Annotated in this window: 22 protein-coding genes; 12 read left to right on the forward strand and 10 right to left on the reverse strand. The window is 28.3% G+C overall.

From position 1 onward, the window contains the following. The 4 genes from QZ429_RS01280 to serC all read left to right on the forward strand — a co-directional run. Positions 1–369: hypothetical protein (locus QZ429_RS01280; RefSeq protein WP_291949863.1), on the forward strand; the 369-nt coding region annotated here is incomplete at its 5' end. 5 nt (positions 370–374) lie between these two features. Then, the gene (gene ubiE, locus QZ429_RS01285; protein WP_291949866.1) at positions 375–1,073 is read left to right on the forward strand and encodes a bifunctional demethylmenaquinone methyltransferase/2-methoxy-6-polyprenyl-1,4-benzoquinol methylase UbiE; all 699 of its coding nucleotides are present in this window, start codon (positions 375–377) and stop codon (positions 1,071–1,073) included. After that, a complete protein-coding gene (gene xseA / locus QZ429_RS01290; RefSeq protein WP_291949869.1) occupies positions 1,070–2,233 on the forward strand; it encodes an exodeoxyribonuclease VII large subunit in 1,164 nt (387 codons plus the stop codon). The genes ubiE and xseA overlap by 4 nt, the downstream gene beginning before the upstream one ends. Positions 2,234–2,243: 10 nt before the next feature. Beyond that, a complete protein-coding gene (gene serC / locus QZ429_RS01295) occupies positions 2,244–3,317 on the forward strand; it encodes a phosphoserine transaminase (protein ID WP_291949872.1) in 1,074 nt (357 codons plus the stop codon). 66 nt (positions 3,318–3,383) lie between these two features. On the opposite strand, the gene kcuS is transcribed toward serC, so the two are convergent. Together kcuS and QZ429_RS01305 are read right to left on the reverse strand one after the other, a co-directional pair. Further along, complete coding sequence (kcuS, locus tag QZ429_RS01300) at positions 3,384–3,572, reverse strand: KCU-star family selenoprotein (RefSeq protein ID WP_291949875.1); 189 nt, start codon at positions 3,570–3,572, stop codon at positions 3,384–3,386. Beyond that, the gene (locus QZ429_RS01305; protein ID WP_291949878.1) at positions 3,566–5,674 is read right to left on the reverse strand and encodes a carbon starvation CstA family protein; all 2,109 of its coding nucleotides are present in this window, start codon (positions 5,672–5,674) and stop codon (positions 3,566–3,568) included. The genes kcuS and QZ429_RS01305 overlap by 7 nt, the downstream gene beginning before the upstream one ends. Before the next feature lie 147 nt (positions 5,675–5,821). Here QZ429_RS01305 and uvrA point away from each other — a divergent pair, with 147 nt between their 5' ends. After that, on the forward strand, positions 5,822–8,644 hold the full coding sequence (uvrA, locus tag QZ429_RS01310; RefSeq protein ID WP_291949881.1) for an excinuclease ABC subunit UvrA: 2,823 nt from the start codon (positions 5,822–5,824) through the stop codon (positions 8,642–8,644). 25 nt (positions 8,645–8,669) lie between these two features. Here uvrA and trpB read toward each other — a convergent pair whose 3' ends face one another. Further along, positions 8,670–9,848, reverse strand: coding sequence for a tryptophan synthase subunit beta (trpB, locus tag QZ429_RS01315; RefSeq protein ID WP_291950103.1), 1,179 nt, complete (start codon positions 9,846–9,848; stop codon positions 8,670–8,672). 276 nt (positions 9,849–10,124) lie between these two features. Between trpB and QZ429_RS01320 the strand changes: the two genes are divergently transcribed. From QZ429_RS01320 to motB, 5 genes are all read left to right on the forward strand, one after another. Further along, on the forward strand, positions 10,125–10,718 hold the full coding sequence (locus QZ429_RS01320; protein WP_291949884.1) for a lysozyme inhibitor LprI family protein: 594 nt from the start codon (positions 10,125–10,127) through the stop codon (positions 10,716–10,718). Positions 10,719–10,734: 16 nt separating this feature from the next. Beyond that, a complete protein-coding gene (locus QZ429_RS01325) occupies positions 10,735–11,178 on the forward strand; it encodes a YqaA family protein (RefSeq protein WP_291949887.1) in 444 nt (147 codons plus the stop codon). 63 nt (positions 11,179–11,241) lie between these two features. Beyond that, entirely contained in the window at positions 11,242–13,881 is a 2,640-nt protein-coding gene (gene polA / locus QZ429_RS01330) for a DNA polymerase I (protein ID WP_291949890.1), read from the forward strand. Positions 13,882–13,891: 10 nt separating this feature from the next. Next, a complete protein-coding gene (gene motA, locus QZ429_RS01335; protein ID WP_291949893.1) occupies positions 13,892–14,665 on the forward strand; it encodes a flagellar motor stator protein MotA in 774 nt (257 codons plus the stop codon). A 12-nt stretch (positions 14,666–14,677) separates the two neighbouring features. After that, the gene (gene motB / locus QZ429_RS01340) at positions 14,678–15,412 is read left to right on the forward strand and encodes a flagellar motor protein MotB (protein WP_291949895.1); all 735 of its coding nucleotides are present in this window, start codon (positions 14,678–14,680) and stop codon (positions 15,410–15,412) included. Between the two features lie 5 nt (positions 15,413–15,417). On the opposite strand, the gene QZ429_RS01345 is transcribed toward motB, so the two are convergent. The 6 genes from QZ429_RS01345 to QZ429_RS01370 form a co-directional block, all read right to left on the reverse strand. After that, positions 15,418–16,401 carry a beta-ketoacyl-ACP synthase III gene (locus QZ429_RS01345; RefSeq protein ID WP_291949898.1) on the reverse strand — a complete coding sequence of 328 codons (984 nt, stop codon included), beginning with the start codon at positions 16,399–16,401 and terminating at the stop codon, positions 15,418–15,420. After that, a complete protein-coding gene (plsX, locus tag QZ429_RS01350; RefSeq protein ID WP_291949901.1) occupies positions 16,388–17,377 on the reverse strand; it encodes a phosphate acyltransferase PlsX in 990 nt (329 codons plus the stop codon). Before plsX ends, QZ429_RS01345 begins: the two co-directional genes overlap by 14 nt. Positions 17,378–17,382: 5 nt before the next feature. Beyond that, on the reverse strand, positions 17,383–17,529 hold the full coding sequence (rpmF, locus tag QZ429_RS01355) for a 50S ribosomal protein L32 (protein WP_291949904.1): 147 nt from the start codon (positions 17,527–17,529) through the stop codon (positions 17,383–17,385). Positions 17,530–17,548: 19 nt separating this feature from the next. Then, the gene (locus QZ429_RS01360; RefSeq protein WP_291949907.1) at positions 17,549–17,899 is read right to left on the reverse strand and encodes a hypothetical protein; all 351 of its coding nucleotides are present in this window, start codon (positions 17,897–17,899) and stop codon (positions 17,549–17,551) included. Next, positions 17,899–18,312 (reverse strand): nucleoside-diphosphate kinase, encoded by a 414-nt coding sequence (gene ndk / locus QZ429_RS01365; RefSeq protein ID WP_291949910.1) that lies wholly within the window; start codon positions 18,310–18,312, stop codon positions 17,899–17,901. The genes QZ429_RS01360 and ndk overlap by 1 nt, the downstream gene beginning before the upstream one ends. Before the next feature lie 154 nt (positions 18,313–18,466). Further along, positions 18,467–18,751, reverse strand: a complete 285-nt coding sequence (locus QZ429_RS01370) for a 4Fe-4S dicluster domain-containing protein (RefSeq protein WP_291949913.1) — start codon at positions 18,749–18,751, stop codon at positions 18,467–18,469. Between the two features lie 189 nt (positions 18,752–18,940). On the opposite strand from QZ429_RS01370, the gene QZ429_RS01375 reads away from it, so the two are divergent. Both QZ429_RS01375 and flhB read left to right on the forward strand, forming a co-directional pair. Further along, the gene (locus QZ429_RS01375; RefSeq protein ID WP_291949916.1) at positions 18,941–19,537 is read left to right on the forward strand and encodes a peroxiredoxin; all 597 of its coding nucleotides are present in this window, start codon (positions 18,941–18,943) and stop codon (positions 19,535–19,537) included. A 457-nt stretch (positions 19,538–19,994) separates the two neighbouring features. Further along, on the forward strand, positions 19,995–21,068 hold the full coding sequence (flhB, locus tag QZ429_RS01380; protein ID WP_291949919.1) for a flagellar biosynthesis protein FlhB: 1,074 nt from the start codon (positions 19,995–19,997) through the stop codon (positions 21,066–21,068). Here flhB and QZ429_RS01385 read toward each other — a convergent pair. After that, complete coding sequence (locus QZ429_RS01385) at positions 21,060–21,839, reverse strand: sulfite exporter TauE/SafE family protein (RefSeq protein ID WP_291949922.1); 780 nt, start codon at positions 21,837–21,839, stop codon at positions 21,060–21,062. The two genes, flhB and QZ429_RS01385, sit on opposite strands and share 9 nt — an antisense overlap. Between the last annotated feature and the right edge of the window lie 84 nt (positions 21,840–21,923).

Raw genomic sequence — 21,923 nt, forward strand, 5'->3', positions numbered from 1 at the left:
TTACTGGAAAATGCTGACTCCTTTGAGTTGCTATTAAATGATATAGAAGTTAAAAAATTTTTATTTAATTTAGAAATTATACTAAGAGATGATAGTGATTTTTTTCAAAGGCAAGAAAATATAAATTTACAAAAATTAATAACTTCAATTATGAAAAAAGAATTTGCTTCTCTTAAGATGAGTATCGTAAAATCTCCACATAATTTGAAAGAATTTGATAAAATAAATTTTATTTTTAAATATTTTTCTAAAATATATAAAAACATAGAAAAAATAAAACTTATAACAAAAAATAAAAAATTAATATCTAATCAAAAAAATAAAAGTCTTAAAAAGATTGATAGAGTTATTAAAGAACTAAATAGGTAGGAAAAATGCAAAAACAAGAAAAGATTGTTAAGATGTTTGATGACATAGCTCCAACATACGATAAAGCAAATAGAATTTTAAGTTTTGGCACTGATGTAAATTGGAGGAAAAAAGCTTGTTTGAATGCATTTAAATATGTAAAAAATCAGCTTGATATTGTTGATGTTGCTTGTGGAACGGGAGATATGATTATAGAATGGCAAAATCAAGCGAATAAAATGAATAAAGAAATTGTTAGCATTAAAGGTATTGATCCAAGTATTGGTATGCTTGAAGTAGCTAGAAAGAAAATAAATGCTGAATTTATTCAGGCAAAAGCTCAAGAGCTTCCTTTGGAAAGCCAAAGTGCAGATATTATAAGTATTAGCTATGGAATTCGTAATGTGGTAGATCGTAAAGAAGCTATTAAAGAATTTTCAAGGGTTTTAAAAAAAGATGGTATTTTATTGGTGCTTGAATTTACTAAAAGAGAACAAGGTGGTTTTATAGCAAATTGTAGAGATTTTTATCTTAAAAATATTTTACCTAAAGTTGGTGGATTTATTAGTAAAAATTATAGTGCTTATGAGTATTTACCTAATTCTATTGAAAATTTCTTATCTAAAGAAGATTTTATAGATGAGTTGAGTGAGTATTTTCAAATGCTAGAATATAAAAGTTTTAGTTGTGGCATTTGTTCTGAATTTATTGCAAGAAAAAAATGAAAGTTACAGAACTTAATTTAAAAGCTAAAAGCTTATTAGAAATTCATTTAGACGATGTAGAATTAAGCGGAGAGCTTTCCAAAATCACTATACATACTTCTGGACATTGGTATTTTGATTTAAAAGATGAAAAATCAAGTATATCTTGTGTGATGTTTAAAGGTTATAATCAATCTATCAAAGCTAAACCAAAAATTGGAGATATGCTTGATTTAAGAGGTTATGTAAGTTTATATGAAACTAGTGGAAGATATCAATTTATAGCTAAAAGTATGCAAAAAACAAATTTTGGAGATTTAGAAGCTAAATTTTTAGCACTTAAAGATAAGCTTGAAAAAGAAGGATTGTTTGATCAAAGCGTAAAAAAAAGTATAAAAAATTATCCAAAAAAAATAGCAATTATCACTTCTGTAACTTCGGCGGCTTTGCAAGATATGTTAAAACTTATCGAGTATAAAGGATATAATCTTTGTAAAATTAGTATTTTTAATGCTCTTACTCAAGGTCAAAATGCTCCAAGTTCTTTAATTAAAGCACTAGAAAAAGCTAAAAAAGATAATTTTGATGTTATTATTTTAGCTAGAGGTGGTGGAAGTAGGGAGGATTTATTTTGTTTTAATGATGAAGAATTAGCTAGATATATATATTCTTTAAATATCCCAATTGTTTCTGCTATTGGCCATGAGATTGATTATGTGATTAGTGATTTTGTAGCAGATGTTAGAGCACCAACTCCAAGTGCTGCTATAGATATGATTTTTCCATCTAAAATAACTTTAATACAAACTCTTGATGAAATTGAAACAAAATTAAAAACTCAAATTTTAAATTTTTTAAAGATATATGAGAATAAAATATTTTTTTTAAATAATTTAGCAAAAGCAAGATCTTTAGAAAATATATTTTCTTTGAAAAAACAACAATTATTGGCTATTAAAAATCAATGCGATTATCTTGTAAAAATGAAAGTATTAAACTATGATAATCGATTAAGTAATATTCAAAAGCTTTTAAATCAGCATAAGTCTTTTTTTGAAAAGAGCAAGAATTTAATTAATTTGCAAAAAAATGGTAAAAATATTTCATTAGAAGAGCTTAAAAAAGGAGATATTGTAGAGCTTTATTCAATGGATAAAAGTAAAAAAGCAAAAATACTATAAAGGAGATAAGATGAGAGTGATAAATTTTAGTGCGGGTCCTTCAAATTTACCTGATGAGGTTTTAAAAGAAGCACAGGAAAATTTATTTAATTATCATCAAAAAGGTTTTTCCATAATGGAAATATCTCATAGAGGAAAAATTTTTGAAGAAGTGCATTTTGAAGCTATGAAGTTAGCAAAACAGCTTTATGAATTAAATGATGATTATGAAATATTATTTTTTCAAGGTGGTGCTAGCTTGCAATTTGCAATGATTCCTATGAATTTGAGTTTAGGTGGTATTAGTGAATTTGCAAATACTGGAGTTTGGACAAAAAAAGCAATTAAGGAAGCACAAATTTTAAGAATAAATACTAAAATTATTGCAAGTAGCGAGGATAGCGGATTTAATTGTATTCCGCAATTTAAATTTAGTGATGAAGCTGATTATGCTTATATTTGTTCAAATAATACTATTTATGGAACTCAATATAATGATTATCCTATCACTAAAAGTCCTTTGATTGTTGATGCTTCGAGTGATTTTTTTTCTAAAAAACTTGATTTTTCAAATATCGCTATGCTTTTTGGAGGAGTGCAAAAGAATGCTGGAATTTCAGGACTTGCTTGTGCATTTATACGAAAAGATATGATAGAGCGTAGTAAAAATAAAAATATACCTAGTATGTTAAAATATAGTGTTTATGTTGAAAATAATTCTATGTTTAATACCCCTGCAACTTTTGCTATATATATGTTTAATCTTGAGATGAAGTGGCTTTTAAATCAAGGTGGATTAGATAAAATTAATGAGAAAAATATACAAAAAGCAAAATTTTTATATGAAATCATAGATCAAAGTGGAGGTTTTTATCAAGGTTATGCTAAAAAAGAAGATAGATCTTTAATGAATATAAGTTTTAATATAGCTGATAAAAATTTAGAACCAATTTTTATAAAAGAAGCAGAAGAAAATGGAATGATAGGTCTTAAAGGGCATAAAATTTTAGGTGGAATTCGTGCAAGCATTTATAATTCTATTGATTTTAAAAAAGTTCAAATTTTAGGCGAATTTATGAAAGATTTTGCTAAAAAAAATGCTTAGGTTTTTGATAAAAATTTATCAAAAACCTATATTTGTATAGTAAAAACCTTTACTCTTTTTATGTTATCAGCATTTTCCCAAGTTATTGTATTTTTTTTCAATAAAATCTTTAAAAAAATCTTTTCTTGATTTACAAGGTGCTTGAGGATGCTTTTTTCTCATATGCTCAAGGTATTTATCATAACTTGCAACTCCAACTAAAGGATGAAAAAATCTTTCAGATTTTTCATACCATTGTTTTAATGTTTTTAGCATAGTTTTTCCTTTTTTAATGCTATATAGGGACTTTCTTTTAAAGGAATATTTAATTTTCTAGTAAAAATTCCTAAACAAGAAAGTATAACTAATAAGGTTGTAATCATAAAGAACACGCAAAGTATTGCGTTTATAAGATTTGAAGTTTTAGCTTGTAAAGCTAATTTTAAATCTTTTTTAATTTGTTCAATTTGTGCTTGATTTATTTCTTGTTTTAATTTTAATTGCAAAGCTTCTATTTTTTGAGTATTAATATATACAGCAGCTATATGACTTATAGCATTATGCACTTTATCACCTTCTTTATACGGAAGCACTTTTTGAATTCCACCATAAAATGTTGCAATTAAAACAAATGTGGCAGGAAGTAAAGTTACCCAAGTGTATTTAGCTTTACCCATTTTAAATAAAATCGCACTAGCTAAGAGTAAAGCCATACCAGCGAGCATTTGATTACTTACACCAAAAAGTGGCCATAATGAGTAAATTCCGCCTTTTGGATCAATAGCTCCTTGATAAAGAAAATATCCCCAACCGCTAACACTTAATGCGGTTGCAAAAATTCCTGCAAAAGTATTATTTATATTTCCTAGAGGTTGATATATATTGCCAAGTATATCTTGAACCATAAAACGGCACGCTCTTGTGCCAGCATCAACTGCGGTTAATATAAATAAAGCTTCAAATAAAATAGCAAAGTGATACCAAAAACCCATTAAATTTGCACCACCAAAAAGTTCATATAAAATTAAAGCTACACCTACGGCAAAAGTTGGTGCTCCACCAGTCCTTGAAAGTATGTTTTGTTCTCCTATATTAGCAGTTAGGGTAGAGATTTCTTCAGGTGTTATTTTAAATCCCCAATTAGAAATTGTAGTTACTGCATTTACAATGTCAGTGCCTATGATAGCAGCAGGAGAATTGATGGCAAAGTAAAGTCCAGGATGTAAAATGCAAGCACAAATTAAAGCCATAATTGCTACAGCACTTTCCATAAGCATAGAACCATATCCAACTGCTAAAGCGTGTGTTTCATTTTCTAGCATTTTAGGGGTGGTTCCACTTGAAATTAAAGCGTGAAATCCACTAATGGCACCGCATGCAATAGTGATAAATAAAAACGGAAAAATAGCTCCAGCAAATACAGGTCCGCTACCATCTAAATATTCATAATTGATTTTTGGCATTTGTAAATTAGGTGCTACAAAAATAATAGCTAATGCCATAACTACAATTACTCCAATTTTTAAAAAAGTTGATAAATAATCTCTTGGAGCAAGTAAAAACCATACTGGTAAAATTGCAGCTATAAAGCCATAAGCCATCATTATAAGAGCTAAGGTTGGAGCATTAAGCGTAAAAATGCTAGCCCAGTAAGGATCAGCTGCTATCTTGCTACCATAATGTATAGCAAGGATTAAAAGTATAAAGCCTACTATAGAAGCTTCGCCTACTTTTCCTGGTCTTAAAAATCTCATATAAATTCCCATAAAAATAGCAATAGGTATAGTCATAGCTATAGTAAATAATCCCCAAGGAGATTCAGCTAGAGCTTTAACAACAACCATCGCTAAGATCGCTATAATAATGAGCATAATTCCAAAAATAGCAAGCATAGCAACTCCACCTGTAAAATTGCCAAGCTCATCTTTGATTATTTCTCCTAAAGATTTTCCATTGCGACGTGTTGAGATAAATAAAACAACAAAATCATGCACAGCACCAGCTAATACCCCACCTATTAAAATCCAAAGCATAGATGGTAAATACCCCATTTGTGCAGCAAGTATAGGACCAACTAAAGGGCCAGCACCAGCAATAGCGGCAAAATGATGGCCAAAAAGGACTATTTTGTTGGTAGGAACAAAATCACAACCATCGTTTTTTACTACAGCTGGTGTTGCTCTATTTTTATTTAGTTGCAATACTTTATAGGCAATAAATCTTCCATAAAATCTATACCCTATAGTATAAATACACAAAGCTGCTATGATAAGATAAATTGCTGAAATACTTTCACCATTTTGAAGAGCTAATACCCCAAAACAACAAGCACCTATAATGGCTACAAAAAACCATAATATTTTATTTGCAATGTTCATTTTAATCCTTTGTTTATTTTTAGTATATCGTATTTTATGCTTTATAATTATTTAAATTATATGTATTTTTATAAATAGTAAATATTGTGTATTTATTAAATACTTGTGATAGAATATTGACTTTAAAGTTGATATTAAGGTAATGTGATGAATGATAAAATAAGCATAATTGGTGCTAAAGAGAATAATCTTAAAAATATAAATTTAGATCTTCCAAAAAATAAACTTATTGTTTTTACCGGTTTAAGTGGTAGCGGTAAATCAACTTTAGCTTTTAGTACTCTTTATGCAGAAGGACAACGTCGCTATATAGAAAGTTTAAGTGCTTATGCTAGACAATTTTTAGATAAAATTGGTAAGCCTAATGTTGATAAAATTGAAGGTTTAACTCCAGCTATAGCAATTGATCAAAAAACTACTTCTAAAAATCCTCGTTCAACCGTAGGAACTATTACTGAAATTTATGATTATTTGAGATTATTATATGCAAGAATTGGAATACAATATTGTCATCAATGCGGACAAAAAATTTCATCTATGAGTGCAGCTGATATAGTTGGAGAAATTTTAAAATTTCCTAAGGGTGCAAAAATTATTATTTATGCTCCTTTGATTAGAGAAAAAAAAGGAAGTTTTGCTGATTTATTAGAAAATTTAGTAAGCAAAGGTTATATTCGAGCTCAAATTGATGGAGTGCTAACGCGTTTAGATGAAGATATTGATTTAGCTAAAACAAAAAAACATACTATTAAATTAGTCATTGATCGTCTAGAAATTCAAGAAGATGTGTTGGCAAGATTAGCTAGTGATATCGAAAAAGGCTTAAATGAGAGTTTTGGTGAAATTGAGATAGAAGTTATTAATAATGAAGAATTTGATATCCCCAAGCATTTTCATTATAGTGAGCATAATGCTTGTTTTAATTGTAAAATTTCATTTCCTTTGCTTGAGCCTTTAAGTTTTTCTTTTAATTCCCCTAAGGGGGCTTGCACATCTTGTGATGGTCTTGGTATAAGGTATTCACTAGATATGAAAAAAATGATTAATGAAGATTTAAATTTAGAATCAGGTGCCATTAAATTATTTTATGGTTTTAATAAAAGTTATTATTATAAATTTTTAATGGCTTTTTGTGAGCAAAATGAAATAAGGACTAAAATTCCTTATAATCAATTAAGTGAAGATGAAAAGCGTTTAGTGCTTTATGGTAATGCAAAAGAGATTAGTTTTTTATGGAAGAGACATCGGTTAAATCGTAAGTTTGAAGGAGTGGTTAAATACGCTTATGAAATGCTAAAAGATGAAAAAGATTTAGATGAGTATATGAGTGAAAAAATTTGCAAAGAGTGCAAAGGCCATCGTTTAAGAGCTGAAAGCTTAGCGGTAAAAGTTGCTGATAAAAATTTAGGTGAAATTTTAGATATGAGTATAGAAAATACTACAGCATTTTTTTCTAAAGAAGAAAATTTTGTTTATCTTAGTGATCAAGAGCATACTATAGCAAAACCTATTTTTAAAGAAATTAATGAAAGATTATTTTTTTTATATGATGTGGGGCTTGGTTATTTATCTTTAGGTCGTGATGCAAGGACTATTAGTGGTGGTGAAGCACAAAGAATTCGTATTGCTTCACAAATTGGTAGTGGATTAAGTGGAGTTATGTATGTATTAGATGAACCTAGTATAGGCTTGCACGAAAGAGATACGCAAAAGCTCATTAAAACTTTAAGAAATTTGCAACAAAAAGGTAATACTTTAATTGTCGTAGAGCACGATAAGATGACTATTGAGGAAGCTGATTTTATTGTAGATATTGGTCCAGATGCTGGTAAATTTGGAGGAGAAGTAGTTTTTAGTGGAGATTATAAAAATTTATTAAAATGCAATAGCCATACTGCACTTTATATGAGCGGTAAGAAGCAAATTTCTCATCAAAAAAATAGAAAACAAGAAGATTTTATTTTTTTAAAAAATGTAAATATTAACAATATCCATAATTTAGATGTAAAATTTCCTTTGCATAATTTAGTTGCTATTACGGGAGTATCAGGTAGTGGAAAGAGTTCGCTTATTTTGCAAACTTTATTGCCATTTGCTCAAGAGGAATTAAATCGTGCTAGAAAGGTTAAGACATTAAGTGGTGTGAAAATTGAAGGTCTTGAAAAACTTGATAAAGTAATTTATCTTGATCAAAGTCCTATAGGAAGAACTCCAAGATCTAATCCTGCAACATATACAGGTGTTATGGATGAAATTCGTAATCTTTTTGCTGCAACAAAAGAGGCTAAAATAAGAGGATACAAGATAGGTAGATTTTCTTTTAATGTTAAAGGTGGCAGATGTGAAAAGTGTAGTGGCGATGGAGAAATAAAAATTGAAATGCATTTTTTGCCAGATGTAATGGTAGTTTGTGATGTTTGTCAAGGTAAAAGATATAATGATGCTACATTGGAGATTAAATACAAGGGTAAAAGTATTGCAGATGTTTTAAATATGAGTATTGTAGAGGCAAATATTTTTTTCGCTTCAGTGCCAAAAATTAAACAAAAATTAGATACTTTGGTTAAGGTAGGACTTGATTATCTTACTTTAGGACAAAATGCAACCACTTTAAGTGGGGGTGAGGCACAAAGAATAAAATTAGCTAAAGAATTAAGTAGAAGTGATACAGGAAAAACTCTTTATATTTTAGATGAACCTACTACAGGACTTCATTTTGAAGATGTAAATAAATTAATAATAGTTTTGCAGCATTTAGTTGAATTAGGAAATAGTGTTTTTATAATAGAACATAATCTTGATGTCATTAAAAACGCTGATTATATCATTGATATGGGGCCAGAAGGTGGTATAAAAGGTGGAAATATAATTGCTGAGGGTAATGTTAATGAACTTGCTAAAAATCATAAAAAAACTAAATCTTATACAGGGTATTATTTAAATTTGGAATTAAAAAATAATAGCAAATAAAAATAATATGGTTAAACTTAAAAGTTTAACCATAAATTTCTCCTTTTTTGTATTCGTAAATGCTTTGCATATCTTTATCACCTCTACCAGAAAGATTCACAACAATAACACTTTTTTTAGTTAAAGTAGGACATAATTTCTCTAAAAAAGCTAAAGCGTGAGAGCTTTCTATGGCCGGAATAATACCTTCGCATTTGCATAATAGTTTTAAAGCATTGATACATTCATCATCACTAATAGCGTGGTAACTTGCTCTTTTAGTTTCTTGTAAATATGCATGTAAAGGACCAATTCCTGGATAATCAAGTCCAGCAGAAATACTAAATGTGTGTGAAATTTCACCTTTTTCATTTTGTAAAACTTTAGTTTTCATTCCGTGGATAATTCCTAATTTTCCTTTAGTAAGGGTTGCTGCATGATAAGGAGTATCTTGACCTAATCCACCTGCTTCTACTCCTATAAGTTTTACTTTTTCATCTTTTAAGAATTCATAAAAAATTCCCGCAGCATTACTACCACCACCAGCTGCAGCTATTATATAATCTACTTTTTTATTTAATTTTTTAAGTTGCATTTTGCATTCTTTTCCTATGATACTTTGAAAATGTGTAACAATTTGTGGATAAGGGTAAGGTCCAACAGCACTACCTACTACATAAAATACATTTTTTGTATTTTTAACCCAAAAATTTAAAGCTCCATCAACTGCATCGCTAAGTGTTTTACTTCCACTTTCTATGGAATGAACTTTAGCTCCTAAAAGCTCCATTTTATAAACATTTAAAGCTTGTCTTTTAACGTCTATAGCACCCATAAAAATTTCACATTCAAGTCCTAAAAGTGCTGCTGCAGTAGCTGTAGCAACTCCATGTTGTCCTGCTCCAGTTTCTGCTATGATTTTTGTTTTATTCATTTTTTTAGCCATTAAAGCTTGTGCAAGAGCATTATTAATTTTATGTGCTCCTGTATGAGTTAAATCTTCTCTTTTTAAGTAAATTTCATGTCCATAAATTTTGCTTAAATTGCTAGCATAATACAAAGGAGTAGGTCGTCCAACGTAAGTTGTTAAAAGTTGTTTTAACTCTTTATTAAATTCCTTATCTTGTTTAAATTTTAAAAAAGACGTTTCTACTTCATTTAATGCGATTTTTATTTCATCTGGTACAAATTGACCACCAAAATTTCCATAATATTGTTTCATAATTATTCCTTAAAAATAAATACAATTTTTAGATCAACTACGATCAACTAAAGCTTAGATAACAAGATAAAATTAAGAAAATAAAAGATGTGCGAAGTAGGCTTAACGCCAAGACAAAAAATTGATATGATGGTTTAAATTTTTAAATATTTGCATATATAAAAAAGACGACATATAGCTCCTTTAAAGATTTTTAAACAAGGTCTTTATTATATAATAAAATAATTAATAATTAAGTGAGCAATAATATAATAAATAATTTAAAAATAAGGATAAATAATGATAAATACATATAAAAGATTGTTAATTTTATGGGGAATGATAAGTTTATTTTTTAATTTTAGTATCGCTACTGATTTGTTAGAAGCAAAAATTAATTGGCTAACTAAAGAAAAATTTGAAATGCTTCAAAAAGAGTATGAAAAAGGTATCAAAATAAAATCAGAAGAATTAAATGCACAAAATATAAATAAGGTTTTAAAAGAATATATATTAGATTGTTATAAAATTGATTATACAATTGAACTTTTGCAAGATTATGATTTTTCTACACAAGGAATAAATTTAGCTTATTTTTATGGTTATGAACAATATGATAAATTGCTTAATAAATATTATTCTTTATATAAAAATGAATTAGATTCAAAAAATAAAGCTATGCTTTTAGAAGAACAAAGGGCCTGGCTTAAATTACAAAATGCTTATGAAGAGTATATAAAAGCACATAAAGCACTTGTTTATACGGCAAATGGTGGAGGTAGTATATATTCTAATTTTGTTAGCGTATCTTGCTTTGATTTTATAAAAAAGCGTGTTGATGAACTTTATAAGTATTATTCTCAAACCATTGATAATAGTGGGATAAAATGGTAGAAAATAAGTAAAATTTATGTTTGAATTTTTATATAATGATATAAGCTATGTAGGTCTTTTTTTAGTATGTTTTTTATCTAGTACTTTATTGCCACTTGCAAGTGAAGCTTTTGTTATCGCTTTTGTTAAATTGGATTTTAATATTTATTATGTATTATTCATATCAAGTTTTGCAAATACTCTAGGAAGTATGACTACTTACTCTTTAGCATATTTTGGTAAGAGTAAAATTTTAGAAAAATACTTTAGCTCTTCTTTAAAAAAAATGAAAAAGATTGATACGAATTTTAATCGTTTTGGATTTGTATATGCTTTTTTAACTTTTTTACCTTTGATAGGAGATATTTTTGCTTTAGGTTTAGGTTTTGTTAAATATTCTCCTTTAAAAACAAGCTGTTTTATAGCTTTAGGAAAGATGAGTCGTTATATTTGTATAGTTATTATGGCTAGTTTTATTTAAATTTTTTACCCACTTTTAAATAATTTTTAGTGATAATTATTTATTTTAAATGATTGGAAGATAATGAAAACTTTAACGATAGTTGATACTTTTGGATTTTTCTTTAGACTTTTTTATGCCCTTAAAGGATTGAAAAATTCAAAAGGTCAGCCAAGTAATATGATAAGTGGTTTTGCAAATTTTATTTATACTTTAAGACAAGAACATCCAAGTGATATGATTATTTTTGCATTAGATAGCAAAGGAAAAACTTTTAGAAGCGAAATTGATCCTAATTATAAAATTAATCGCACACCTCCTCCAGATGAATTATTAGAACAAATTCCAGTTTGTATCAAAATGATTGAAAAAATGGGTTTTGCTAGTTTTTCTTGTGAAGGTTATGAGGCTGATGATATCATCGCGTCTTTAGTAAAAGAATGTCAAGATAAAGATATCTTTATAAGAATTATCACTCAAGATAAAGATTTATATCAATTGATTAAAGATAAAAAAGTAAATATTTATAGTCCTATTTCAAAAAATGATTATGATGAAGCTGGGTGTTTAGAAAAATATGGCGTCAAACCTTCACAGATTAGAGATTTTTTAGCATTATGTGGTGATAGTTCTGATAATATTCCTGGTGTAAAGGGTATAGGTGCAAAGGGTGCTAAAAATTTACTTGATGAATTTGAAAATATAGAAGGAATTTATAGCAATTTAGCATTAATACGTAATGAAAGAAGTAAAAAATTGCTTTTAGAAGGTAAAGATAATGCTTTTTTAAGCAAAAAATTAGCGTCATTGTATGAAGATTTGAGCGTAGGGCATATGTTGAAAGATTGTATGTATCCTCAAGATGAGCCTTTATTGGAAGTTATGGATATACTTAAACACTATGAACTTAATACTTTATTAAAAAAACTACGTATTAATCCACAAAATAAAGGTAAAAATTTAGGTTTTAACGCTTGCTTAATTTTAGATGATAAGGAATTGTTTAAAATTTTAGATAAAGTTGATTCGCAAAGTATTATTGCTTTTGATACTGAAACAACTGGTTTAAATACTAAGAAAGCTAAGATTGTTGGTTTTAGCTTTTGTTTGTATGAAAGTGAAGCTTTTTATGTGCCACTTGCTCATGATTACTTGGGAGTAGGTAATCAAATTTCTTTAGCAAGTGCAAAAGTAGCTATAGAAAAAATTTATAAAAGTGTAGTCGTTGGACATAATTTAAAATATGATTTTGAGATTATTAGAAATAATTTTAATATAAATCCACCTAAACAATATGCAGATACTATGATTTTAGCTTGGTTAAGTAATCCTAGTTTGCGAGTTAATATGGATGATTTAGCTAAAAGATTATTTAATTATGAAACATTACATTTTGATAATTTAGTAAAAAAAGGTGAGAATTTTGCAAGCATAGATTTAGAAAAAGCGTGTGAGTATGCTGCTGAAGATGCTTATATTACTTTACGATTTTATCTTTATTTTGTAAAAAATTTAGAAAAATCATTATTTAATCTTGCTGTAAATAATGAGTTTGAATTTATCAAAGTTTTAATAATGATGGAAAATAATGGTATTAAACTTGACACTTTAAAACTTGAAAAATTAATGCAAAGCTTCAATCAAGATATCAAAATTTTAAGTGAGAAGATTTTTAATTTAGCAGGTGAGAAATTTAATATCAACTCTCCTAAACAAGTGGGGGATATTTTATTTGAAAAATTAAAATTACCAAGTGGAAAAAAGAGTAAGACAGGTTATTCTACTGATGAAAAAGTCTTAAGTGCTATTATAGATACTCACCCTATTGTTAAAGAGATTTTAGCCTATAGAGAGCTGGCTAAATTAGTTGGTACATATTGTGAACCTTTATTAAAACTTGCTAAAAATGATATAAATTCAAAGATTTATTCTAGTTTTTTACAGACAGGCACTGCTACAGGAAGACTTTCGTCTAAAGATCCAAATTTACAAAATATTCCAGCACATGGTCAATATGCAAAAGATTATAAATCATGTTTTGTATCTCAATTAGGTTATAGTTTTATTTCATTTGATTATTCTCAGATTGAACTTAGAATGCTTGCACATTTTAGTGAAGATGTTAAACTTTTAGAGGCATTTGAAAATGATGAAGATATTCACGCAAAAACTGCCATAATGATTTTTGGAGTTAGTAATTACAATACACGCAGTATTGCTAAAAGTATCAATTTTGGACTTATTTATGGTATGGGTTATAAAACTTTAAGTCAAAATTTAAAGATTGAGGCTAAATTAGCTAAAGAATATATTGAAAAATATTTTGATAATTTTAGTAGTATTAAAAATTATTTTGAAAATATTAAAAATCAAGCAAAGCAAGATGGTTTTATTAAGACTCTTTTGGGGCGAAAGCGTTATTTTGATTTTGTCAATGCAAAACCAATGCAAATTGCTATGTATGAAAGAGAGAGTATTAATTCTATACTTCAAGGTTCAGCCGCTGATGTGATAAAATTAGCGATGATACAAATTGCAAAATTTTTAGATGAAGATAAGCGTTTAATTTTACAAATTCACGATGAATTAATTTTTGAAGTAAAAGATGAGTTGTGTAAAGAATTTATAAAAAATACTAGTGATGTTATGGAAAATATTGTAAAATTAAAAGTCAAATTAAAAACTTCATCAAATATAGCAAAAGATTGGGGTAGTTTAAAATAAGGGAGAATTAATGGATCTTTCAACTATACTTGGTATGGTTCTTGCGGTCACTAGTATATCAATAGGTGATATTTTAGAAGGTGGTAATCCAATTCACGTAATACATCTTAGTTCATTTTTAATAGTTATGCCAACGGCTGCATTTTGTGCTATGACTGCAACACATAAAAAGATTGTAAAAGCAGCATTTAAAGAATTAAAAATAGTATTTAAGGGTGCAGGAGTAAATTTAAGTCAAAGAATAGCTGAACTTGTGGAATATTCCATAATAGCAAGAAGAGATGGGCTTTTAGCACTTGAATCAAAGACAAATGAAATAGATAATGAATTTTTAAAAGAAACTATGATGATGATGGTTGATGGTAAGAGTGTAGAAGAAATTAAAGAAACTATGGAAATTCAAATAGAAGAGATGGAAGAATATTATAAAGAATGTGGAGAATATTGGATAAGATTTGGTGAAACTTGTCCTACAATGGGGCTTGTTGGGGCGGTTATGGGTTTGATGTTGGCATTAAAATTACTAGATGATCCTCAAGCTATGGCTGCTGGTATCGCAGGAGCATTTACTGCAACCGTTACTGGTATATTTGGTGCTTATGCATTATTTGGTCCTTGGGGAAATAAAATGAGAGCAAATGCACACGAATTAATTAAAGAAAGAATTGTAATTTCTCAAGCAATTGTAAGTATTGCTGAAGGTGCAAATCCAAGAGATTTAGAAGCAAAATTATTTAACTATTTAGGTCATGATGACCCTAAAATTTCACAATTTGACAAATAAGAGTTATAAAAAATGGGTAAAAAACATAAATGTCCAGAGTGTCCAGCAGGTGAAAAGTGGGCAGTTCCGTATGCAGATTTTTTAAGTTTGCTTTTAGCTCTTTTTATCGCACTTTGGGCTATATCAGAAAGCAATCCTGCTAAAACTGAAGCATTAAAAACAGAATTTGTTAAGATTTTTGAATTTACTGCTTCTAATCCTGTAGAAAAGGAAAGTGAGACGCATTATAAATATAGCTCTCCTTCTAGTGCTAATATAGAAGAGATAGAAAAGCTTAAAAAATTAAATCTTGCACAACAAGAAACTATTGAGAAATTAAAAGCAGCATTAGATCAAAAAGAGAATAATGTGGTTTTAAATTTACCTGCAAGAGTAGAATTTACTAGAGGTAGTATAGAAATTAATTCTACTGATGTGCAAGATTTTTTAAAGCATATTGCAGATGTAATTATAAAAATGCCACCTCAAGCACAAGTGGAATTAAGAGGCTATACAGATAATAGTGATAAAAACTCTAAACGTAATTTTGAGCTTGCAAGTAGGAGATCTCAAGTTGTGGCTGATTATTTGATAAGTAAAGGAGTTAATCCTAATCAGTTAATAGTTGTAAGTTTTGGTGATAATCATCCACTAACTCAAAATAAGGGAGATGAAATAAATAATAGAGTGGAATTTTATATCCGTATAGATTCTCCAAATGCTAAAACAAAGAAGTCAATTTTAGACCAGATTGAGCAGTTAAAATAACAAAATTATTTGTTATTTTCTCCGCCAAATTTAAGCAAGGCAGATCCCCAAGTAAATCCGCCTCCAAAAGCATCTAGTAAGATTAAAGAACCTTGTTTTAATCTACCATCTTCATAAGCATCATTCATAGCCATAGGTATGGAAGCAGATGAAGTATTTCCATATTTATGGACTGTGAGCACACATTGTTCATCTTTGAAATTTAGTTTTTCTTGAACAGCTTTTATAATTCTTAGATTTGCTTGATGAGGTATAAAAAGATTTATATCCTCGCTTTTAATATTATTTTTTGAAAGAATGCTAATTACATCATTACTTAGAGTATTAACAGCAACTTTAAATACTTCATTGCCTTTCATTTGCATAGAGAGTGTTGAGCAAATGCTACTTTTTTGAGATCTTGGAGTCATAAGTAAATCGCCAAAGTTTCCATCACTTGCAGTATGTATATCTATAATAGGAAAATTATTATCTAAAGAAACAACTCCAGCACCAGCTCCATCACCAAATAACACACACGTACTTCTATCAGTATAATCTATGATAGAACTTATTTTTTCTGCTCCAACAATTAAGACATTATTTTTAGCACCACTTTCTACTAGAGATTTTGCAAGCTCAAGCAAATAAATAAAACCTGAACAAGCAGCAGAAATATCAAATGCTGTGATATTGTTTAAATTTAAATTAGAAGCTATTTTACATGCAGTTGATGGCATAGTAAAATAATCAGGACTTAGGGTAGCTACTATAATAGCATCTATATCTTGAGGAGTTAAATTTGCTCTTTTTATAGCTTGAATAGCAGCTTTAGTGCCTAAATCACTAGTATTTTCATTGTCATTTGCTATACGTCTTTCTTTGATACCAGTTCTTCTTAAGATCCATTCATTAGATGTTTCTACAATTTTTTCTAGATCAAAATTACTAAGAATCCTCTCTGGTATATAAGATGCTATACTTTTAAGAGAAGCTTTATTTTGTCTCATAGTTGCAAAGTTCTTTCTCTATAACAGAATTTATATTAGATTGACTAAAATTTAAAGCTTGAAAGATGGCATTTTTAATAGCTTTTGGACCACTTTTTCCATGACTTATGATTACACACTCTCTCACACCTAAGAGAGGTGCTCCGCCATATTCTTCATAATCTATACGAATTTTTAATTTTTTAAAAGCTGATTTTGCCAAGAGATATCCTATTTTTGCAAGAAAAGATTTTTGAATTTCTTGTTTTAATAATTCTGTAATAACACTAACAACACCTTCTCCAGTTTTAAGTAAAATATTACCATTAAAACCATCGCAAATTAGAACATCAATGCTACCATTAAAAATATCTTTACCTTCAGCATTTCCTATAAAATTTGGAAGTCGTTTTAAGAGTTGGTGTGTTTCTTTTGTTAGTTCATTGCCTTTGCACTCCTCTTCACCATTAGACAATAGTGCAAGTTTTGGTTTTTTAATATTTAGAATTTCTTTTGCATAAGCTTCACCCATAATGGCAAATTGAAACAAATGCTCGCTTTTGCAATCTACATTGGCACCAACGTCTAATACTAGTGTTTTAGAATAAATATTTGGCATAAGTGTTGCAATAGCTGGTCTTATAACATTAGGTAATCTCCCAAGTCTTAAAGTAGCTAAACTCATAGTTGCACCACTATGTCCAGCAGAAACCACAGCTTGTGCCTTTTGTGTTTTTACTAATTCTATAGCCTTATATATGCTACTATCTTTTCTTTTTAATGCATCGGTTGAATTTTCATCCATAGCAAAAACATCATAAGCTTCTTCATATTGAATAAATTTATCTAATTCTTTAGGAATTAAGGTTTTAAGTTTTTGAGGATTACCCACCAAAATAGCGTTAAATTCTTTCTCTCTTAGAGCTTGTATAACACCTTCTATGATAGGTTTTTCCCCAAAATCTCCACCCATTGCATCAATAGCAATGTTAGTCATCGTTTTTAATATTCCTTGGTAATTGGATTTGCACGATGAGGCATTTTATAGCTACCATCTTTATCCTTTATAGGCATTGGTAGTGTAACCTTATAATGAGTTCTACGTTTTGCTGCACGAGTTTTACTTACTCTTCTTTTAGGTACTGCCATTTTTTACTCCTTTGTTAATTTATAAGCACTTATCACAATAAAAATAATCACTCAAATATGACTGCAACTCACTATGAGCTAGTTCAAGCAAATCAATATGAGAATCAAAAAATTCCATCGTATCACTTAAAGTATTATTTTTATCCTTAAAAATTCCATCGCTTGCATAAAGTTTAATTTTTTCATTTACTTTTAACTCTATTTCTTCTCCGCAACGATCGCAATTTCTATATACAAAACCTTTTAAACTAGCATTAATTTGAGCTAGTTTTTGACTTTCTTTTTTAATTGAACCTTCAAAAATTATATTGTCAAGATCTAGTTTGAAAGGATAAGCAACAGCATTAAGTTTTATAAATGGAATTTTCATTATAAAATTTCAGTCTTTGAAAAGAAAAATCCTATTTCAATTTCAGCATTTTCTAAACTATCGCTACCATGAACTGCATTTGCATCAATGCTATCTGCAAAATCAGCTCTAATCGTCCCAGCAGCTGCTTCTTTAGGGTTTGTAGCACCCATTAATTCTCTATTTTTCAAAACAGCATTTTCACCTTCTAAAACTGAAACAACAACCGGACCACTAATCATAAATTCAACTAAATCTTTAAAAAAAGGTCTATCTTTATGGATAGCATAAAAATTTTCAGCTTCCTTTTGGGAAAGTTGAATTTTTTTAGTAGCAGCTATTCTTAATCCGCTATTTTCAAAACGAGTTAAAATCTGACCAATAACGCCCTTTTTTACCGCATCAGGTTTTATGATAGAAAGTGTCTTTTCCAAAATTACTCCTTGTATCAAAAATACAAAATATTATCTTTTTTAACTTTAAAATAAGAGGAGGAAAGTATATCAAAAAAACTTTTAAAATTATATAAATTTAAGTGTAAAAGTATAGTTAAATGCTATATAAACGCATAAAGCGTTTATATATTTTTTAAGAAAATACCGGAGTTGTTCCGTCTCTTAAATCACTTCCAATGGTGTCGCGACTTGGTTGGCCATTTGCAACATCACTCCACACGATACATCCACTAGTAGGGCAAGCACTTGCACAGGCTGGCTCATCGTTAAAACTTACGCATTCAACGCACTTATTAGCATATACATAATATCTATCTTCTCCATCAGGATTATTTGCATCATCTACGATAGCACCAACTGGACATTCGTCAATACAAGATCCACAAGATATACAAATATCTGTAATTTTAACTGCCATAATTATCTCCTTAAAATAATTTTACATCTTTAAGATTATCAAAATTGTTTAAAATTTATTCTTAAAATCTTATATTTATTGATAATTAATAATGCAAGGCACTTATATTTTAACAATTAATTTTTTTTTAAATTTATAAGTGATATTATTTTCTTACAAATAAAATTTATTAGTTAGGAGACATAAATAATGATAGTTACTAAGAAAGCTATTGATTTTACAGCACCAGCTGTTTTAGGAAATAATCAAATAGTTGAAGATTTTAATCTTTACAAAAATATAGGTCAAAAAGGTGCTGTAGTATTTTTTTATCCAAAAGATTTTACTTTTGTTTGCCCTTCTGAAATTATTGCTTTTGATAAAAGATATCAAGATTTTAAAGATAGAGGTATTGAGGTGATTGGTGTTTCTTGTGATAATGAATTTTCACATTTTGCTTGGAAAAATATGCCAGTAAATCAAGGTGGTATAGGTCAAGTTAAATTTCCTTTAGTTGCTGATTTAACTAAACAAATTGCTAGAAATTTTGATGTATTATTTGATGAAGCTGTTGCTTTAAGAGGATCTTTCTTGCTAGATGCTGATGGAACAATTCGCCACGCAGTTATCAATGACTTACCACTTGGTAGAAATATTGATGAAATGATTAGAATGGTTGATACTATGTTATTTACTAATGAGCATGGTGAAGTTTGTCCAGCTGGATGGAATAAAGGTGATGAAGGTATGAAAGCAGATCCTAAGGGTGTAGCTGAATATCTTGGAAAAAATCAAGATAAACTATAATAAAACAATACCTAAGATTAAAAAATCTTAGGTATCACCGCAATTATATTATTCTTATAAAATCCTTATTAATTAAAATTTTTAGTTTAAATATTTAATATAAATTTGTAACATAGCCTATTGTTTATTGATATTTTCATTTAATACTTATAAAATTGCTATCTAAATAATCTTTGCAATAATTTTAGCTTAATATCTTAGGTATGTTAGAGTTAAAAAAAGATATTTTTATGAGTAATTTGTATAAATTTAAAATATGATTTATTTGATGTATCTCATTTGCACTTAATGATAGAGCGATTTTAACTAATAATTTTTTATCTATAAGTATATTTAAAGTATTATTTGAGTTTTGTTTTTAAGGATTTATTTTATAAGATTTTATAGTCAAATAATCAAATATAAATATTTAAATACAATTATGAATATTTTAAACTCATTTATTTAAGGATTAAATGTGGCTGATGATCAAGAAAAAACAGAAGAACCCACGTCTAAAAAGATAGAAGATGCCAGGCAAGAAGGTAATGTTCCAAAAAGTCAAGATGCTTCTGCTGTTGTTGTTTTGATTATAGCAATTGTTGTTGTGATTTTTACCTTACCTTTCATAGGTGAAAGGATTGTAGGACTTTATAGATTTTATCAAAGTTTTATAGGAGTAGAATTTGATGTAAAAATTTTTGAAAGAATTGTTATTAAGACTATTCTTGAAATGATTATTATGGTTTTTCCTATTGTTTTAACAATTATGATAGCTGGGGTAATGGGAAATTTATTGCAATTTGGTTTTTTATTTACTACTAAACCTATAACTCCAAATTTTAGTAAGATTAATCCCTTAAAAGGTTTAAAAAACCTTTTTTCGTTAAAAAAAATAATAGATGCTTTAAAAATTATTTTAAAAGTTGGAACGGTATTTAGTATCGCTTTTATATTTTTATTAAAATTTATGCAAGAACTTCCTAGGGTCGAGCTTTATACCATTTATCTTCAACTTTCGTGGCTTAGAGATAAAGCTATTATCTTAGCTGCAATTGTTATTATTGCTTTTTTGATTATAGGCTTTTTAGATTTATTATTGGTGCGATATCAGTATTTTAAAAATTTGAGAATGAGTAAGCAAGAAGTTAAAGATGAATTTAAACAAAGTGAAGGAGATCCTTTAGTAAAGGGGCGAATTCGTCGTTTGCAAATGGAGGCTGCTAGAAGGAGAATGGTGCAAGATGTTGCGAGTGCAGATGTTGTTATAACAAATCCTACGCATTATGCTGTAGCTTTGCGTTATGATAGTTCGCAAGAATCTGCTCCTAAAGTCTTAGCAAAAGGGGTAGATTTTTTAGCTTTGCGTATAAAGGATATGGCTTATGAATATAATGTTATGATATATGAAAATCCACCTTTAGCAAGAGAACTTTATAAATCTTGCGAAGTTAATGATCTTATACCATCTGAACTTTTTAAGGCTGTAGCTGAAGTTTTAAGTTTTGTTTATACATCAAATAGAAAAAAATTTGCTGATAGATTAAAGTAGATTGATTTTTTTCATTAAACTTATAATTGTCATAATAATAGAAAATGTATATATGCATAATAAAGCTATGTGATGAGATTTGATATTTATTTTTTCCATAATTTTAATTCCTAAATACACTCCAAGCATTGAACTAATGCCAACCATACTACCATTAATTAAAATTTCTTTATCAATGATATCGTGTCTTATGAATGATAAAATTCCAGATATTGAAGCAAATATCACAAAAAATAAGCTCAAAGGAACAACTTTTTTACTATCATATCCTAAAAAATAAGCTAAAATTGGAGCGATTAAGAGTCCGCCACCAATACCTAATGATATGGCAAAAATTCCAGTAAAAATACCACTAAAAAATAAAATAAAATTTTTAAATACATTAGAATATTTTGTGATATTTAAGGTATTTTTTTTATTAAATGCAAATTTCATAAAGAAAACTATACTAACGCATAAAAATATACTAGTAAGAGTAATATCTGAAAAATATGAAAGTAAAATACCACTAAATATAGCCCCTATAAAACCACCAAATCCAATGACTAATCCATCTTTTAAAAGTAAATTTTTATTTTTATAGTTGATATAAGAACCAAAAATAGAGGCAAAAATCATTTGTATTACTGAAATAGCTACTGCGTGGTGCGAACTAAATCCTAAAGTAAGCATAAATGGAACGATAATCATTCCACCTCCTATTCCAAATATTCCAGATGTCATTCCAGAGAATATACCTATGATTAAATAAGGTAAAAAGACAAAATCCATACAAAACCTTTATTTATGTAAAATAATTTATTTAACTTTATAATAAATAATTATAGTCGATTTATGTATATATTGTTTTAGGAA

Origin of the sequence: Campylobacter sp., from assembly GCF_020024835.1 — a bacterium.
Lineage (GTDB): Bacteria > Campylobacterota > Campylobacteria > Campylobacterales > Campylobacteraceae > Campylobacter_D.